Raw genomic sequence first — 18,070 nt, forward strand, 5'->3', positions numbered from 1 at the left:
CACCACTTCGCGACTGCCGGCGACCCGACTTGGCTCTTTACGACATCCTGCGCCCGCTGCTGTTCAAGCTCGATGCGGAGACAGCGCATCGGCTGACTCTCTACAGCCTGGGCGTGGCCCAACGCAGCGGTTTCGCGCACCGCATCGCCACGCCGCCGGACGATGTGCCGACCAAAGTGTTCGGTATCCAGTTTCCGAATCCGGTGGGCCTGGCCGCCGGCCTGGACAAGAATGCGGAGCACCTCGACGCGCTGGACACACTCGGCTTCGGCTTCATCGAGGTGGGCACGGTGACGCCGCTGCCACAGCCCGGCAACCCCAAGCCGCGCATGTTCCGCTTGCCGCAGCACGAGGCAATCATCAATCGACTCGGCTTCAACAACGGCGGTGTCGACGCGCTGGTGCGCAACGTGCAGCAGTCCAGCTATCACGGCGTGCTGGGCATTAATATCGGCAAGAACAAGGACACGCCGAACGAGAAGGCGGTCAACGACTACCTAACCTGCCTGCACAAGGTTTACGAATACGCCAGCTACATCACGGTGAACATTTCCTCGCCCAATACCAAGGGCCTGCGTGACCTGCAGGAAGAGGCGACCCTGCACAAGTTCATCTCGATCCTGCGCGCGGCGCAGGAGCGGCTCGGCTCACAGCACGGCCGGCGCAAGCCGATGCTGCTCAAGATCGCGCCGGATCTGGACGAGGGCGAGCTGGATGCGATTGCCGAGGTATTGCTGCGCACCGGCATCGACGGCGTGATCTGCAGCAACACGACCATCGATCACTCCACCGTGGCCGACGACCCACGCGGTAGCGAGACCGGCGGCCTATCCGGCAAGCCGCTGTTCGAGCGTTCCACCAGCGTGCTGTCCGGCATGCACAAGCGACTGCAGGGACGCATTCCGCTGATCGGCGTGGGCGGCATTCTCGAGGGCAGCGACGCGACCGAGAAACTCGATGCCGGTGCTTCGCTGGTACAGGTCTATTCCGGCTTGATCTATCGTGGCCCGCACCTGGTGGCCGAATGCGTCAACGAGATCCGCCGTCAACGCGCGGTGCCCATGGATGAGTTCGACCATGTCAGTTGATCACGTCGATACACCAGTGCAACGAACCGACATGGGCGGCTACAGCCTTGCCGAGAACGCGTCACTGGCGCGGCTCAACACCATGCGCGTCGACGCGCGCGCCAGCTTGCTCGCCGATATCCGCGATGCCACCAAGTTGCCTGAGCTGCTGAATTTCCCCACAGTGCGCCAGGGCAAATTGCTGGTGCTGGGCGAGGGCAGCAACGTGCTTTTTACCGGTGACTTCGATGGCACCGTGCTGCTGATGTCGACCCGCGGCGTGCAGGTGGAAAGCGACGGCGACAATGTCCGCATCGCGGTGGCCGCGGGCGAGCGCTGGGACGATTTCGTGCGCTGGACCCTGGGGCAGGGCCTCGCCGGGCTGGAGAACCTGATCCTGATCCCCGGCACCGTCGGTGCCGCGCCGATCCAGAATATCGGCGCCTACGGCTGCGAGGTGGCGGAGTTCATCGAGAGTGTCGAGGCCTGGGACCTTCGCGAGCGTTGCGTGGTGACACTGGATCATGCCGCCTGCGCGTTCGCCTATCGCGATTCACTGTTCAAGCACGAGCCCGGCCGCTACCTCGTTACCGCGGTGCGCTTCGTGTTGCCGCGCAGCCGTCCGCTGCGCACCGACTACGCCGGCATCGCCGAAGAACTGCAGCGCATGTCCGTGGATACGCCGGCGCCATTCCATGTGGCCGAGGCGGTGGTGCGCCTGCGCACACGCAAGCTGCCGGACCCGGCGGTGATCGGCAATGCGGGCAGCTTCTTCAAGAATCCGATCATCGACGCTGCGCAGCTGGATGCCCTGAAGCGCGAGTACCCGGAACTGCCTGTCTGGCCGCAACCCGATGGTCGCAGCAAGATTTCTGCCGCATGGATGATCGAGACCGCCGGCTTCAAGGGCTTTCGCGAAGGCGATGCGGGTATCTCCAATCGTCACGCGCTGGTACTGGTCAACCACGGCAAGGCCACCGGACCGGAGCTGTGGGCGCTGGCGCAGAAGGTGATGCTCGGCGTGAGCGAGAAGTTCGGCGTGGAGCTACAGCCGGAGCCGGTGGTGATCGCCGCGCGCTGATTCCCGGTTCCATTGAAGCCGAGTTTGTACTTCGCCGGCCGAACGCACAGACTGGCCTGATCGTTCCGCCGGAGAGAAGCTGTGGCCATCGAACACCTCGCCCCGCCGTGGCACATTTTGCGTTGGTTCAACAGCGCTCCCCTGGCCTTGACCGATCTGCGCGGCCGCGTCGTGGTGGCACATGCATTCCAGATGTTGTGCCCGGGCTGTGCCATGCAGGCCTTGCCGCAGATGAAGCGCCTGCACCAGATGTTTCCCGCCGAACGTCTGGCCGTCATCGGCCTGCATACCGTGTTCGAACACCATGAGGCTCAGGGTCCGCTGGCGCTGGAAGCCTTCCTGCACGAGTACCGCTACACCTTCCCGGTGGGCGTGGACGAGCATGCCGGGGGCGATCCGCTGCCGCTGACCATGCGCGCCTACGCCATGCAGGGCACGCCGACGCTGATCCTGATCGATGCGCAAGGGCGACTGCGCGAACAGCACTTCGGTGTGCTGGAGGATATGGCGCTGGGCGCGGCGGTGGGTCGTTTGCTGAGTGAGGCGGATCGGTCGGGTGAACACGCAAAGTCCGGCGTGCCCGTTTGATGCGCAGCAGCGCGAGTGAAGTGGGTGAGCTTTCAAGGGCCACCCGACATAGGCGACTGTGGAGGACAAAGGCTTGAACGGAAATGCGAAAGATGACCCGGCGAACCTTGAGTTGTCGGCGGGCGAGATGCAGGCGATGGGCGAGTCTGTGCTCGCGCGAGCGGTAGCGCACCTGAGCGCGCTGCGGGACGCGCCGATCTGCGGTGACTTCACCGACATCGAGACGCTGTGTCGCTCGATGCGCGAGAGCGCGCCCGAGCAGGGCGCCGCGCTCGATGCGCTGCTCGACCCGTTGTTCAACGAATGGATTCCGCGCTCGTTCGGCACGCCCGCACCGGGCTACCTGGCCTATATCCCGGGCGGCGGCATCTATCCGGCGGCACTGGCCGATCTGATCGCCAATACCACCAATCGCTACACCGGCATCTGGCAGGCGGCGCCGGCCCTGGTGCAACTGGAGGCCAATGCGCTGGACTGGTTGCGCGAGTGGATGCAGTTTCCGGCGACAGCCCGCGGGCTGTTCACCACGGGCGGCTCGATGGCCATGTTCAACGCGATCGCCTGCGCCCGCGAAAAGCTGCTGGGCAACGACATCCGTTCCGGCACGCTGTACGTGTCTTCGCAATCGCACCACTGCATCGCCAAGGCCGCGAAGCTGGCCGGCATCGCGCACGATCGCGTGCGCGTCATCGACGTGGACACCGACTTCCGCATGCGTGTGGACGATCTCGAACGCGCCATCGCGGCGGATCGCGCGGCCGGGCTCAAGCCGTTCATGGTGTTCTCCACCGCCGGCACCACCAACACCGGCGCCGTCGATCCGATCAACGCCGTGTCCGATCTGGCCGCGCGCGAGGGCCTGTGGCACCACGTGGATGGCGCCTACGGCGGCTTCTTCCACATGGTGCCGGCACTGCGACCCCTGCTGGCCGGCTTGCCGCGCGCGGACTCGCTCACCCTCGATCCGCACAAGGGTTTGTTCATGCCTTACGGCACCGGCGCGTTGCTGGTCCGCGACGGCGAAGCGCTGCGCGCCTTGCATTCATCGACCGCCGGCTACCTGCCCGACAACCAGAGCGAGTTCTACGATCCGGCGCAATACGGCCCGGATCTGTCGCGCGGCTTTCCCGGCCTGCGCATCTGGCTCACCCTGAAGTTCTTTGGCGCCGCGCGTTATCGCGCCGCGCTGGCCGAAAAGCGCGAGCTGGCCGTCTGGGCGGCCGAACAGATTTCACGCATTCCAGGCATCGTGATGGACGCCGCGCCACAACTTTCCTTGTTCGCCTTCCATCTCGAAGGTCCGGGACTGGACACACCCGCGGCACAGAACAGCGCCACCCGCCTGCTGATGGCTCGAATCACCGCCCGCGGCCAGATCATGCTCACCGGGGCCACGGTCGGCGAGCGATACCTCGGACGCGTATGCGTGCTGAGCTTCCGGACCCGGCGCGCCGAGATGGCACTCTGCGTACAACAGCTGGCCGAAGAAGTCGCGAAGCTACTCGCCGACCCTGTGAACAAGTAGGCATCGACGCCACTTCCGCGCCTGCTTTCCTTCCCCCGCGATGCAGGGGAAGCGACGGCACGGTCGCGATTCTGCGCGCGGCGCAGTGGTTTCCCTTCCCCCGCGAAGCGGGGGAAGGTGCCGAAGGCGGAAGGGGGCGCTCTTGATCTTCATGCGGCACAGCAAAAGCCCCCCATCAGCCCTCCAGGCAGCTTCCCCCGCTGTGCAAGGGAAGCGAAGGCACGGTCGCGATCCTGCGCGCGGGGCAGTGGTTTCCCTTCCCCCGCGCAGCGAGGGAAGGTGCCGAAGGCGGAAGGGGGCGCTCTTGATCTTCATGCGACACAGCGAAAGCCCCCATCAGCCCTTCGGGCAGCTTCCCCCGCTGTGCTGGGGAAGCGAAGGCACGGTCGCGAGCATGCGTGCGGCGCATTTGCTTTCCTTCCCCTGCGCAGCGGGGGAAGGTGCCGAAGGCGGAAGGGGCGCTCTTGATCTTCATGCGGCACAGCAAAAGCCCCCCATCAGCCCTCCGGGCAGCTTCCCCCGCTATGCAGGGGAAGCGAAGGCACGGTCGCGATCCTGCGCGCGGCGCAGTGGCTTTCCTTCCCCCGCGCAGCGGGGGAAGGTGCCGAAGGCGGAAGGGGGCGCTCTTGATCTTCATGCGACACAGCAAAAGCCCCCCATCAGCCCTCCGGGCAGCTTCCCCCGCTGTGCAGGGGAAGCGAAGGCACGGTCGCGAGCATGCGTGCGGCGCAGTGGCTTTCCTTCTCCTGCGTAGCGGGGGAAGGTGCCGAAGGCGGAAGGGGCGCTCTTGATCTTCATGCGACACAGCGAAAGCCCCCATCAGCCCTTCGGGCAGCTTCCCCCGCGTGCAGGGGAAGCGACGGCACGGTCGCGATCCTGCGCGCGGCGCAGTGGCTTTCCTTCCCCTGCGTAGCGGGGGAAGGTGCCGAAGGCGGATGGGGGTGCTCTTGATCTTCATGCGACACAGCAAAAGCCCCCCATCAGCCCTCCGGGCAGCTTCCCCCGCTATGCAGGGGAAGCGAACGTCACGTCGCGGCCGTGCATATGGCGCGGTTATCCCCCTCGCAAGCGGCGCGGCTTTTTCGGCTTCGGCAAGGGCAGCGCTGTCGACGTTGCCAGCAACAGCTCTCTCAAGATGTCCGGCTCATCCAGCAGCTCGTCGGCAACCGGATAATCCTTGGCGCCCGGATACGGCGGGCCCTGCGGAAGATCCGGTGCCAGCGTCTTGGAGGCCGAACTGGGCTTGATGAAAAGACTGTTGTCGCAGGCAAAAGCGACCAACTTGCCCGCGTGATGGAGCGCGTACTCGCCAAACAGCTTCTTGTACGTGAGCGCGTCGCCAAGGTCGGCCTGCTCCAGGACGTAGTCCACGAAAGTCTTGTCGGTTGCCATTGCTTGCTACCTCTGGCGAAACGTTTGTGTCTCCACGAATAGGGCGTGTCAGACCTGGACTCTGTGCGATGACGATCAGATCCCCCTTGACCTGCCACTCAGTGCGCCCAGGAACTTCCACACCATTGACTCTCACACGGCACACCATCGCCGTCGCCATCCATTTCTGTGCCGGGGCATTGTTTGATGAAATAGGTCGCCTCGGCGCACGACGTCATCTGGGAGCATCGTGTGCGTCCATCACATCGCGACCCAAGTGAGGCCGGTGCCCGCGTGGGATGAGCGATGGATTGCCCGACGGGCGCCGGCGGTGTGATTCGATCAGCCACCAGCCTGGCATAGGCATACCAACCCAGGGCGGCCACAAGCAACACGCTGATCAAGGTGACAAGTTGGCCTCGCTCAACTGCTGTGGCTGGTTTTGGATCAGAGCGCTTCGCTTCGGGAGTCCGTGTGCCGGGTCGCATTACGCGCAGCGCCTGCTTCTTGCCGTCTGCGCGCTGGTCGATGTCGAACGAGATGAATTCGCCGACTCGCGGGCGAACGTTGTCACACGGAAAGGCGGAGACGTGGACAAAAACTTCCTCGGTGCCGGAGGACGGTTCGATGAAACCGAACCCTCGCTCGTCGTTCCAGTTCACAAGCTTGCCGTGAGTTCGCATATACAGGTCTCCGACTCCTGAATGTCGCGGCATATGACGATGCGAACCTGGTTGATGGGAAGCGCAGGCGTGGTGGCCAGGCTTCCGCCCCGCGCACGTCGTCTATGGATGAAAGCCGGCCAACAGCTTGTCCATGACCGGATCCATCTTCGCCTTCGTGCCTCTCCACTTGCCCATGTCGAAGCCACCCTTGCCGTTGAGGTGATAGGTGGCAGACGCTACCAGCCGGCCGTGTTCCGTAATGCGTATTTCGGCGTGGGAGAGGTAGGGCTTGAAGTCCCACGACCGAAGTGCGGTGTAGTCGACCACGTATTCGCAGGATGCGGGCGGATTGCCGTCGTACACTTCCGCCGCAATGCCGTGGCGCTGAAATCCGTCCTGCATCACCATGACGAAATCGTCGACCTTCACGGCAGGATTGGTGTGAATGCATACGCGCTTCATGGCAATACTGGCGTCGACCGGTTTCACTTTCACACTGGTGCACGCCGCGAGTGCCAGCATCAAGCTTGCTGCAAGCAAGTACTTCATCTTATTCCCCTGTTTTCAGCGAATCCGATCGCCGACCGGAAAATAATAGTGGCGACGGAAGTGGTTTGCACCTCAAGCCGACACATCAACGTGGCATCGCCGCCATCCTCAGCAGCACGCCCGCCAGACTCTTGAGATCCTGCACGTTATGCGCGGCCACCCGCCGGAGGTTCCGGGCCGAGCCACCGCGCAAGTAGGTGAGCCATGCCGCGGGGGCTTCGGAGCCGGGCAGGTCGTCTTCGCGCACCACGCCGAGCAACTGGCGTTCGGCGGTGGCCAGGCGGCAATTGGGCCATTGCTGTTTCCAGTGGCGGCGTACCGGATGCAGCAAATCCAGATGACCCAGGCCAGCCAGCGGATTGGGCAGGCGGGCGAGGCGGTAGCGGGTGGCCAGCAGCGGCGCGTCGTAGCATTTGCCGTTGTAGCTGACGAGCACGGTGTCTTCGTTCAACCATTCGGCGAACCGGCGCAGCATCGCTGTCTCTGCCGCCATCGTGGTGAGGGTGAGTTGGCGGATGCGGAAGCGGCGGTCGATCCAGTCGGCGGCGCCGATCATGAAGGCGCGGGTGCCGGTGCCGCCGGCCAGGCCGGTGGTCTCGGTGTCGAAATGCAGCAGGCGCTGGTGATGGACTGGCTCCATCCGGGCGAAGCCGGCATCGATGATGGCCGGCGGGTCGAGCCAGTCGGCGAACTCTTCGGTGTAGCGCAGGCCCGGCGCGATCTCGACGCCGGGCACATCGCGGTCACTGGACGACAGCGTGCTCGGGCCGCGTTTCTGTTGCGCGTGGCGCTGCAGAAGGCGGCGCAGCTCCGGGGAGAGCACCCGTTGGGGTGCGGGAACGATTGCGCTGGCGGTAGCGCGGGGAGGTTGCGGCGGGGCAGGTGCCAACGTCGCCGAAGCTCGGCCAGCTTCCGCGCGCAGCTTGCGCATCCGCTCGGCGAGCACGCTCACAGTGCCACCAGCAAGGCCAGCACGCGCAGCGCCAGCGCTTTGGGCGTGGCCGCGGCCGCGTCGTCGACAGCCAGTTCGTCGGCGGCCAGCACCGGGCCTACGCAGGCAGGACAGCCGGCGCGGCAATCGCAGCGCTCGATCAGGGTGACGGCCTTGGCCACCAGATCTTCGCGGCGCTGGAACAGCGGCTCGCTGTGACCGATGCCGCCCGGAAACGCATCGTACAAATACACAGTCGGTGTGAACGGCGCATCCGGTGCCAGTGCGGCCGGCTGGCCGTCGCTGCCGCGCAGTTGGCCGCGGCCGCTGAGGTCGGCGCTGACAAACCAGGCGCCGTCGCCGCTGCCCACGGATTTCTGCAGGTCGCGCGCTTCGGCCATCACCGCCACCGTGGCCACGATGTGCAACGCGTATGCGGCGCCGAGGAAACCATCCAGCGCCTGCTGGCGCTGCTCGAACGCGGCCTCCAGCACCGCCTGCGGCAATTGCCACCACACCGCCGTGGTGTGGAGTTCCTGGTCGGGCAGGTTGACCGGGCCGTAGCCGATGTTTTCGTGCGAGTAGAAGCGGATCTTCTTGTAGCCGGGCACGCGTCGCACCACGTGTACCTCGCCGTGGTGGGCGTGACCGCATCCAGCGTGCGAGCTGTCGAAGCAGTCCAGCACCTTGAGCTTGGTGTAGTCGATCGCGTCGGTGTAGTAATCGACCTGGGTGCGCGTGACATAGGCCTTGCGGCCTTCCCAGTCCAGCCGTTCGACCTGGTAGGGCAGCGACTGGATCATGTGGATCGCGCCTTCATACAAAGTCACCGCCGCAGCGGAATAATCGACTTCGGCGATGATGGTCTGGCGTCCGTCGGTGCGGTCGACCACCACGAAGTTGCCATCGGCGACCGAGCGCAGCGACACCGCGATGGCGGGGTAACTGTCGGCGATCCATTCCCAGCGATCGCCCTCGCGATGCAGTACGCCTTCCTCGCCCAGCAGGTCCAGCCAGGGCGTGGCGACCTCGGTGCCGAACATCTCGTCGCCTACGAACGGCAGCTCGAAAGCGGCGCAGCGGATGTGGTCGAGCAGGATCAGCGGTTGGTCGGGCTGGATGCGTGCGTGTTCCGGCGTGGCGTCCTGGAAGAACTCGGGGTGGCGCACCAGGTATTGATCGAGCGGATCGGAGCTGGCCACCAGCACGCCCAGCGCGGATTGCTGGCGCCGCCCGGCACGCCCGAAGCGCTGCCAGGTGGCGGCGACCGAACCGGGGTAGCCGTTGAGCACCACCACGTCGAGGCTGCCGATGTCCACGCCCAGCTCCAGCGCCGATGTGCTGACCACGCCGTCGATGCTGCCTTCACGCATCGCCCGCTCGGCCGCGCGACGCTCCTTCGGCAGGTAACCGCCGCGATAGGCGCGGATGCGTGGCGGCTTGCGCGGATCGTGGTCGAACACGTCCTTCAGGTACTTGGTCAGCACCTCGACCATGCTGCGCGACTGTGCGAACACCAGCGTCTTCATGCCCGACTTGATCGCCAGCCGGGCAATCCGGTTGGTCTGCGAACGCGCCGACGCGCGCAGGCCCAGATCGGGATTGACCACCGGCGGGTTCCACAGCAGCACATGCTTGTCGCCGGTCGGCGCGCCGCTTTCGGTGATCGCGGTGACGACGTCCTCGATCAGTGCCTCGGCGTGTTCGCGCGGGTTGCCGATGGTCGCCGAGCACAGGATGAACTGCGGCGTCACGCCGTAGAACGCGCACACGCGCTTCAGCCGACGGATCACGTTGGCCACGTGCGAGCCGAACACGCCGCGATAGGTGTGCACCTCGTCGATCACCACATAGCGCAGGTTCTCGAAGAACTGCGCCCACTTGGTGTGATGCGGCAGGATCGCCTGGTGCAGCATGTCCGGGTTGCTGACCACGATGTCGCCGTGCAGACGGATGGCCTGGCGCGCATCGCCCGGCGTGTCTCCGTCGAACGTGAACGCCTTCACGCCCAGCTCGCCGGCCTGGTTCAACTCCAGCAGCTCGGCCACCTGGTCCTGCGCCAGCGCCTTGGTCGGAAACAGATACAGCGCCTTCGCGCGATTCTGCATGGCCGCGCTGATCACCGGCAGCGTGTAGCACAGCGACTTGCCCGACGCGGTGGGCGTGACGATAGCCACGTGCGCGCCAGACCGGGCCGCATGCCACGCCTGCGCCTGGTGGCTGTAGAGCTGGTCGATGCCGCGCGTGCGCAGTGCGTTGGCCAGCGCCTCGGGCAGGTCCTCGGGCAACGGTGCGAACGCGCCTTCGCGCCCGGGCACCACGAATGCTCCGGTGATGCGCGCTGCATAGCGTTTGGATAGCCGCTGGGCCAGTGATCGGCCGTCACCCGGATCGCGCAATACAAGCTCGTCGGTGGCGTAACGGTCGGGCAGGGCATTCATCGGTCGGCATCCACGGGGGTATCGCCCGATTAGGCCGGGAAGTCGTCTCACCGCGTGAGACGTCGGCCGCCTGAACCTGGGCAGACAGGGTCCGAACAAGCCGTTGTCCGGCGAACGCCGCGATCCAGTGCCTGCGCAACTGCATGAAGGCGCTGGATTCCAGTATTCGCCGGAAAGACGGGCAAAGGTCTGGATCGGCCTGTCCCCGCAGCGTCGCTCATCACCGGAGGGCTGCCAGCGCTGACGAAGGGGAAACGGGATCATGTGGACCAGTTGCCGCCGGCACCCGAAGCATTCATTTACCGGACATCGCTGAACTGACACACTCGCCGATTTGGCAGCAGGAGCCTTGCGTGCATCCCGACCCAGCCGACCGTCACGCGTGCCGCCCTCGCGCCGCCGCGCGCATCCTTCCGGTGCTGGCGCTCGGGTTCGGTCTGCTCGGCGTACCGGCACAGGCGGCGGCCCATTCGATGTCGCGCGGGCCGCTGAAAATCCGCATATTCAACGACCGCATGACGCTCGCCATGACCGGGCATCCCCAGGTGTACCTGCACGGCGAGATCGACGCCCATGCGCCGCAACGGTTGCAGGCGATGGTCCAATCCGGGCGCATTCCACCCGGTTCGGACGTCTATCTCAGCAGCGACGGCGGTGACGTGACGGCGGGCATCGCGCTGGGCCGTCTGTTCCGCAAGCAGGGCATGGCCACCCACCTGGGTACGCCGCGGCTTCCGAAACACGCCAGCGTGGCCGCCAAAACCGCCGTATGCGTCGACGCCTGTGTCTATGCCTGGTTGGGCGGCCTGTATCGATGGGCGCCCAGCGGCAGGGATCGCATGGGTTTTAGTCACGATGCGCTCACCCACAGCAACTCGACCGCCACCCCGTCGCGTGTAACCGCGTTCCTGACGGCCATGGGCATCGACGCCCGCCAGCTTGCCGCGGCGGCGGGCAGCCCCGCATCCGGCATCGCCTGGATCACGGCGGACCGACTTATCGCCACCGGACTGGCCAACAACGGCAAGCTTCCGTTGACCGTCACGGCGCAGTTGTCCTCGCCGATCCCCACCCTGGAACTTCGACAGACCGGCCGGCGCGGAAGCCATCGGCTCACGATCCAGTGCCAGCCCGGAAAGACCACGGTCACCGCGTTCGATGAAGTGGGCAGCGAGCGCGCCCGGCAAATTGCCGCGCGCCATGCGCGCTCGTATTTCCAGCTCGATGACAAGGCCATCCTGGGCAGCCCCGACAACGGCACCACGGTGGAAGGCAACGCGCTGGTGATCCGACGTTCCTATCCACCGGCCGACCTGGTGGACCTGGTGTCCGCATGGAAATTCGGTGCATGGGTCGACGGACGCAACGACGCCTTCCGCGATGGTTTCAGCCTGCCCATCCATGTGGTGCACAAACAGCTCAGCGAATATTTCTACGCTTGCTGGCGCGCCGCGCCGTGGGCACCGCGCACCCGGAAGACAGGCTGAGCAGGGCGACGCTGACCGGATAATGCCGCCCACCGCATTGCCGCGTGCTCGCCGAGCAGGCAAGGTGGCACCCATGAGCGACGACAGCCCCACTTCACACCCCGATCCCGACGCAGCCTTGCTGGAAATCGACGATGCCAGCGTGATGCGCGGCGACCAGCGCGTACTGGACGGACTGACGCTGCGCGTGGCCGCGGGTCAGCACACGGCGATCCTCGGGCCCAACGGCTCGGGCAAGTCGAGCCTGGTGAAACTGGTGGCGCGCGAGCTGTATCCGATGGCGCGTGCCGACGGCCGCGGCAGCGTGCGCATCTTCGGCCGCGAGCGCTGGCACGTCGAGGCTTTGCGCGGGCTGCTCGGCATTGTTTCGCCCTCGGTACAGCGCGACTACGCGAGCCATCCGCCGCTGGAAGTGTTCGACGCCGTGCTGTCCGGCTTCTTCGCCACGCGTGGCGTCACCGACCGGCAAGTGCCCACGGCCGCGATGCGTGAGCGCGCGCGGGAAGCCCTGCAGCACATTGAGGCCAGCCACCTGGTGGGACGGGCGATGGCCACGTTGTCCACTGGCGAAACGCAACGCGTGTTGATTGCACGCGCCCTGGTGCATCGACCCCGCGCCCTGCTGATGGACGAACCAGGCGCCGGCCTCGACATGGTCAGCCGCCGACAACTGCTGGAGAGCCTGCGCCAGATCGCGCGGCAGGGAACCACCTTGTTGCTGGTGACCCACCACGTGGAGGAAATCCTGCCCGAGATCGAGCAACTGATCCTGCTCCGCGATCGGCAGGTGCTGCAGCAGGGCCGCAAGGCCGAGCTGCTCACCGACGCAGCACTCTCCGCCGCTTTCGGTGCATCCATCCGGGTAAGCAGGCACGGCGACTACTACGCCGCGACACCCGCGTGAGACTTCAGGCGCGAGCCCGGTCGGTGCCATGAAGCCCGCGCGGCGGTATGCTCTGGCAAGGATCAGGGGGAATGGACGACCATGCGGGTTTGGCCAACAGCGTTTCTATCGTGCTGCGTGTGGGTTGCCGGTTGCAGCCCGGCACCGCCAGAGCAAAACAGGGGTCAGAGTGGACTTTGTGAATCATCTTTCTCAAAAAAGTGCACTCTGACCTGACCCCGGTTTTGATGCACTATGTCTGGCCGCATCGCGGCGTCTGGGCTATCGCGCGAATCATCGCTACATCGTGTTCCAGGTGTAGCCTCACACACTAGGCCTCGGCCCGGAGGTGTGGCGCGTGCTCGACAAGTGCCACCACATGCGAAACGTTGCGGAATATGAAGGCGTGCTGGATGTGGAGGCGCGCATCGTGACGGACCTGGTCGCGGCATGTGAGACGGTTGCGGCTAAGATTGCTGGATTGAGCGTTGGGGGATGATTCGCAGGTGATGGATATGTACGTGCCGCGGCGCCACCCTGGGGGCCAGATCAAGACGCGCGAACGCGTCCGCGACTTGGCGGAGGTCTATACCCATGAGCGTGAGGTCAACGCCATGCTGGACCTCATTCCCGACATGTTTCCTGCGGCATCCACCCGGCAGGTCGATGTAAAGTTTCTCGAACCCGCGTGTGGCTCGGGAAACTTTCTTGAGGAAATCCTGCGGCGCAAGCTCGCCGGCGTTCGCTTCAGTCGGGTCCGCTCGGTTCCTCGCTACGAGCATTGGTTGTTGCGCGCGTTGGCGTCCATCTACGGCGTGGATATTTGCGCCGACAACGTGGAGGAGTCCCGGCAGCGATTGATCGAGTTGCTGCGTTCGCACTACAACAACGATGCCAATACTGTCGCGCCTTCCGATGGCTTCGCTTCCGCGGCACGTGCCATTGTGGAGAGCAACATAATCCACGCGGACTTTCTCGCGGACGCAGCGACCACCGAAGTGATCGACTATCAGCCGGGGCGCGGCGGCGTGTTCATGCGGACCTGGTCGATGCTCGACGATTCCGCCCAGGCCAAGTGTGAGCCCGATCTATTCAACCCGGAGCCGGAACCCAAGCTCGATCAGGTGCCGGTGCATTACACCCAGCTCGCGGCCAATCCGGGGCCGACCCGATCCACCATGGTGACTGCCATCAGCAAGGGGGGCTGAGCATGCCGACCACAGTGCGACACAAGGATCACGTCCCAGACATTCTCGACTGCCTCGCGCAATTGTCCAATGACGAGGTGCCGACGCCGCCCAAGCTTGCCCGCGCCATGCTCGACCTGCTGCCTGCCGAGGTATGGTCGAAGCCGGACTACAAGTGGCTCGATCCGGGCTGCAAATCCGGCGTATTCCTGCGCGAAATTGCGGCGCGGCTGCTCGACGGACTGGCCGGGTGGCAGCCCGATTTTGAAAAGCGCCGCGAGCACATTTTTCGCCACATGCTCTATGGCAGTTCGGTCACCGAAATGACCGGGCAGATTGCGCGCCGCAGCGTTTACTGCTCGCGTGATGCATCAAGCGAACACAGCGTTGTGCGCTTCGAAAGCGAGTCTGGGAATATTGCGTTTATACCTACCGAGCACACGTTCAAGCATGGCCGGTGCAACGTATGCGGTGCACCGGAAGATCTGGAGCGCGGTGACAGACGCGAGAATTATGCCTATGCCTTTATCCATGGGACGTACCCGACCAAGGAGATGTCCGCCATGAAATTCGATGTGATTGTCGGGAACCCGCCGTATCAGGTGGGTACAGAAGGCTTTGGCGCCACCGCGTCGACGATCTATCACCAATTCGTGACGAAGGCGATCGACCTGGACCCGAGGTACATTCTGATGATTACCCCTTCGCGTTGGTTCAGTGGCGGCAAGGGACTCGACGAATACAGGGCCAAAATGATCGCTGACCGACGCATTCGAGTGCTGGTCGACAATCCCAAGATTTTTGACTGCTTTCCCGGGGTCAAGATACGTGGTGGAGTGTCGTACTTCCTTTGGGATCGCAACCATGTAAGCGACTGCGAGTTTTCGTCACGCGTGGATGGAGTAATCCGATCCACAATGCTTCGCGACCTTCGAGCGGGCGATGGGGTGCTTGTTCGGGACAACCGAGCGATAAGCATCATCCGCAAAGTCAGTGACGTGCAGGCGCGGGTTGAGTCTCAATGTACAGTCACAAAGCCGTTTGGCCTTACCATGCGGTCGAATTACCCAGGGAGCGTGTCAATTCCGTTTCCTGGGGCAGTTCCGCTGATCTACGCCACTAAAGTGGGCTACAGCCGCCCTGACCAAATCCAGCGTAATCACGAATTGATAGGTCGCTGGAAGGTTATTCTGCCGATGGCCTCCAGTGGAGACACGCCGGTGGATGGCGATGGCGACATCGTAGACGTTGTTCTGGGAGAACCGATTGCGCTCGCCCCCGGTTCAGCTTGCACCCAAACCTATTTCATTGTGGGGCTGTTCGATACTCGCGCTGAAACCGAGAACTTCGCGTACTACTTGGCTACCAAGTTTGTGCGCTTCCTGGTTCTTCAGCGCAAGACCACGCAGCATGTAACGCCCGACCGCTTCCGTTTCGTCCCGATGCTTGACATGAATCGCCGCTGGACTGACGAGGATCTTTACGACCGTTTCAAGCTCACGCAGGAAGAGCGCGACTACATCGAGAAAACCATCAAGCCGCGCAGCGTCAACCTGTCGCTCGACTCGCCGATTCCGGCCAGCCACCTCCCCGGCGGCGCAAAGTACCGGCCCGGTCCGGTGCGCGAGGAGGAGGACGAGTGACCAACCGCATCTACGCCTACACCGTAATCGGCAAGGACGATACGGATTGGCAGCGCACCATAGGGCACACGGTGACTGCGGGACGGGGCCTGATCAAGGTCGGGCAGACCACGAAGCGATCCGCGCGGGCACGTATCAGGCAGCAGCTCGGAACAGCCTACCCGGATCTGAAAGGCGTGAGCATTCTGCTTGACGAACCGGCCACTCGCGAAGATGGCAGCGAGTTCAGTGATCACGACGTGCACCATGCACTTGTCGCCGCTGGCATCAAACGACCGGGCGGTGAATGGTTCGAGGCCACGCTCGACGAGGTCAAGGCAGCGATCCACAAGGTCAGGACCGGTGCCGCTTTCGACCCGACCCGGACCGAAACTTTCAGGATGCGGCCGGAACAGAAGCAAGCGGTGGAGCGCACCGCTGAATACTTCCGGCGTCATGCGAAAGGCGAGGTAGGCGGCACGACCAATGGTCACGCGCCGAAGTTTTTGTGGAACGCCAAAATGCGTTTCGGCAAGACCTTCACCAGTTACCAGCTCGCCCGCGCGATGGGTTGGAATAAGGTGTTGGTGCTGACTTACAAGCCCGCCGTGCAGGCGGCGTGGCGCGACGACTTGCTCAACCACGTCGATTTTGCAGGTTGGCGTTTCATCGACCGCGACACTGCCATTCCCGAGCGGGTCAAGGCGGCCGACGCCAATGAACCGCAGGTCTGGTTCGCCTCGTTTCAGGACCTCAACGGTCGCACCGCCGACGGCCACATCAAGTTCCACAACGAATCGATCCATTTGATCGAGTGGGACGCCATTGTCATTGACGAGTACCACTTTGGTGCCTGGCGCGAATCGGCCCGTGACCTTTACGACCCGAGCGAATCGGATACGGCTGAGCGGGAAGAGCCGGACGAACAGGTCACCGATGACGACCTGGGCCTGAGCGCCAGACACTACCTCTACCTGTCCGGCACGCCGTTCCGTGCGATCACCAATGGCGAGTTCACCGAAGACCAGATCTTCAACTGGACGTACATCGACGAGCAGTCCGCAAAAGAACACTGGAACCAGACCGACGGTCCCAACCCCTACCGCGAACTGCCGCGCATGGAAATGTATTCCTACCGGATGGGCTCGGAGGCGGAGGCGTGGGCGGACGACGGCGAGTTCAATGGCTTTTCCCTCACCGAGTACTTCAAGGCGAGCCGGGTGGAATCGGTGGCCAAACTGACCGATCCGGGCGCCTGTGTTTTCGATGTTCCGGCACGAGTATCGGAGTTTCTGCAGATGCTGCGCGGCAAGCTGGCCGGGCAGATGAAGATGCAGGTGTTGGCGGCGGGCAAGAAGGCTCCGTTTCCCTTCGAGTCGCCCGATTTCGAGCATGCAGTAAAGAACACCGTCTGGTACATGGCCGACGTCGCCTCCTGTTACGCGATGCGCGACCTGTTGCACGAACACAAGTTTTTCAGCGATTTCGAAATCGTCGTCGCGGCGGGCAACGCAGCTGGTCAGGGCGCGGCCGCATTGCCGCCCGTCGAAGTCGCCATCGGCACGGCTGCCGGGAAAGGGCGCCATGGTTCCATCACGTTGTCCTGCGGCAAGTTGTTGACCGGCGTGACCGTACCCCAGTGGGGTGCGATCTTCATGCTGCGCTCGCTGAAATCGCCGGAGTCCTATTTTCAGGCCGCATTTCGGGTGCAGTCGCCGTGGGCACAACGCGACGCCGAGGGAAATCTGCAGGTCAAAAAGGAAACCTGCTACGTCTTCGAGTTTGATCCCAACCGCGCGCTGTCGCTGGTCGCCGAGTACGGCGTCCGCCTCGGCGGAACCGGCGAAGTCACGCCAGCGGAGGCAGTCGGCCAACTCATCAACTATCTGCCGATTTTCGCATTCGAGGGCGGCCAGATGCTCAAGCTGGATGCGCAGGCGGTGATGGACTGGGCCACTGCTGGCGTCGGCGCTTCCGCCCTGGCAGCCCGTTGGAATTCGCCGTTGCTGGTTGACGTCAACGAACACACGCTGGGTGCGATCCTTGAGTACCCAGACTTGCTGCAGGCATTGGAGCAGATCGAAGACTTCCGTGCGCTGGCGGAGAACGCCCAACAGGTCATCACGTCCACCAAGAACCTCAAGAAAGCGAAGCGAGAACAGGGTGGCCAACTGGATGAAGGCCAGAGGAAAGAGCAGTCAGAGACAGCCAAGAAGCGCAAGGAGATTCGCGAGAAATTGCAGAAGTTTCTCGCCAAGATCCCGGTGTTCATGTATGTCACCGAATTCCGCGAAGAAGCGCTCAAGCACGTCATCGAGTCGCTGGATTCCGCATTGTTCGAGCGGGTCACTGGCCTCACTGTCAGCGACTTCCAGCTGTTGAGCAAGCTGGGCCTGTTCAATCGCCAGCACATGGACGCAGCCATCTACCAATTCAAGGCATTCGAGGACGCGAGCCTGCACTATGCCGATGCCGTCAAGCCAATGCCCCATGATGTACGGTTTGGCCTCTGGGACACGACAGTTGCCGGCCACGTTGCAGATGATCCTGAAACGCCAGCGTGAGAGCACTGGCCAAGCGCCAACGACCAATTTTTTCGAATCCGAAGTGTGGGGCGATTGAGCCTGCTCCGATCTCGGACCGCGGCGTGTGGGCAAGTATCAGGGAGATGGT

14 protein-coding genes are annotated in these 18,070 nt (G+C 63.9%); 9 read left to right on the forward strand and 5 right to left on the reverse strand.

Annotated features, from left to right (window positions below; genetic code table 11):
* Positions 1-29 precede the first annotated feature (29 nt).
* From AC0L58_RS07900 to AC0L58_RS07915, 4 genes are all read left to right on the forward strand, one after another.
* A complete protein-coding gene (locus tag AC0L58_RS07900) occupies positions 30-1,088 on the forward strand; it encodes a quinone-dependent dihydroorotate dehydrogenase (protein ID WP_473688340.1) in 1,059 nt (352 codons plus the stop codon).
* 31 nt (positions 1,089-1,119) lie between these two features.
* A complete protein-coding gene (gene murB, locus AC0L58_RS07905) occupies positions 1,120-2,148 on the forward strand; it encodes a UDP-N-acetylmuramate dehydrogenase (protein WP_473688638.1) in 1,029 nt (342 codons plus the stop codon).
* A gap of 81 nt (positions 2,149-2,229) precedes the next feature.
* Positions 2,230-2,736 (forward strand): redoxin domain-containing protein, encoded by a 507-nt coding sequence (locus AC0L58_RS07910; protein WP_473688342.1) that lies wholly within the window; start codon positions 2,230-2,232, stop codon positions 2,734-2,736.
* Positions 2,737-2,809: 73 nt separating this feature from the next.
* Positions 2,810-4,261, forward strand: a complete 1,452-nt coding sequence (locus AC0L58_RS07915) for a pyridoxal phosphate-dependent decarboxylase family protein (protein ID WP_473688344.1) — start codon at positions 2,810-2,812, stop codon at positions 4,259-4,261.
* Between the two features lie 1,053 nt (positions 4,262-5,314).
* On the opposite strand, the gene AC0L58_RS07920 is transcribed toward AC0L58_RS07915, so the two are convergent.
* From AC0L58_RS07920 to AC0L58_RS07940, 5 genes are all read right to left on the reverse strand, one after another.
* Complete coding sequence (locus AC0L58_RS07920; protein ID WP_473688346.1) at positions 5,315-5,653, reverse strand: TfoX/Sxy family protein; 339 nt, start codon at positions 5,651-5,653, stop codon at positions 5,315-5,317.
* A gap of 98 nt (positions 5,654-5,751) precedes the next feature.
* Positions 5,752-6,315, reverse strand: a complete 564-nt coding sequence (locus AC0L58_RS07925) for a cold shock domain-containing protein (protein WP_473688348.1) — start codon at positions 6,313-6,315, stop codon at positions 5,752-5,754.
* 102 nt (positions 6,316-6,417) lie between these two features.
* Positions 6,418-6,846 (reverse strand): Sbal_3080 family lipoprotein, encoded by a 429-nt coding sequence (locus AC0L58_RS07930; protein WP_473688350.1) that lies wholly within the window; start codon positions 6,844-6,846, stop codon positions 6,418-6,420.
* Between the two features lie 85 nt (positions 6,847-6,931).
* Entirely contained in the window at positions 6,932-7,798 is an 867-nt protein-coding gene (locus AC0L58_RS07935) for a ribonuclease H-like domain-containing protein (protein ID WP_473688352.1), read from the reverse strand.
* Positions 7,795-10,218 carry a DEAD/DEAH box helicase gene (locus tag AC0L58_RS07940; protein WP_473688354.1) on the reverse strand — a complete coding sequence of 808 codons (2,424 nt, stop codon included), beginning with the start codon at positions 10,216-10,218 and terminating at the stop codon, positions 7,795-7,797. The genes AC0L58_RS07935 and AC0L58_RS07940 overlap by 4 nt, the downstream gene beginning before the upstream one ends.
* A 353-nt stretch (positions 10,219-10,571) precedes the next feature.
* On the opposite strand from AC0L58_RS07940, the gene AC0L58_RS07945 reads away from it, so the two are divergent.
* The 5 genes from AC0L58_RS07945 to AC0L58_RS07965 all read left to right on the forward strand — a co-directional run bounded on the left by AC0L58_RS07945 (position 10,572) and on the right by AC0L58_RS07965 (position 17,961).
* Positions 10,572-11,705: a hypothetical protein gene (locus tag AC0L58_RS07945; RefSeq protein WP_473688356.1), complete on the forward strand. Its 1,134-nt coding sequence runs from the start codon at positions 10,572-10,574 to the stop codon at positions 11,703-11,705.
* 73 nt (positions 11,706-11,778) lie between these two features.
* Positions 11,779-12,609 (forward strand): ABC transporter ATP-binding protein, encoded by an 831-nt coding sequence (locus tag AC0L58_RS07950; protein WP_473688358.1) that lies wholly within the window; start codon positions 11,779-11,781, stop codon positions 12,607-12,609.
* A 488-nt stretch (positions 12,610-13,097) separates the two neighbouring features.
* On the forward strand, positions 13,098-13,796 hold the full coding sequence (locus AC0L58_RS07955) for a hypothetical protein (RefSeq protein WP_473688360.1): 699 nt from the start codon (positions 13,098-13,100) through the stop codon (positions 13,794-13,796).
* Positions 13,797-13,798: 2 nt separating this feature from the next.
* The gene (locus tag AC0L58_RS07960; RefSeq protein ID WP_473688362.1) at positions 13,799-15,418 is read left to right on the forward strand and encodes an Eco57I restriction-modification methylase domain-containing protein; all 1,620 of its coding nucleotides are present in this window, start codon (positions 13,799-13,801) and stop codon (positions 15,416-15,418) included.
* Positions 15,415-17,961 carry a DEAD/DEAH box helicase family protein gene (locus AC0L58_RS07965; RefSeq protein WP_473688364.1) on the forward strand — a complete coding sequence of 849 codons (2,547 nt, stop codon included), beginning with the start codon at positions 15,415-15,417 and terminating at the stop codon, positions 17,959-17,961. The genes AC0L58_RS07960 and AC0L58_RS07965 overlap by 4 nt, the downstream gene beginning before the upstream one ends.
* Positions 17,962-18,070: the final 109 nt, after the last annotated feature.

This window comes from Rhodanobacter sp. G2-10 (assembly GCF_055809185.1).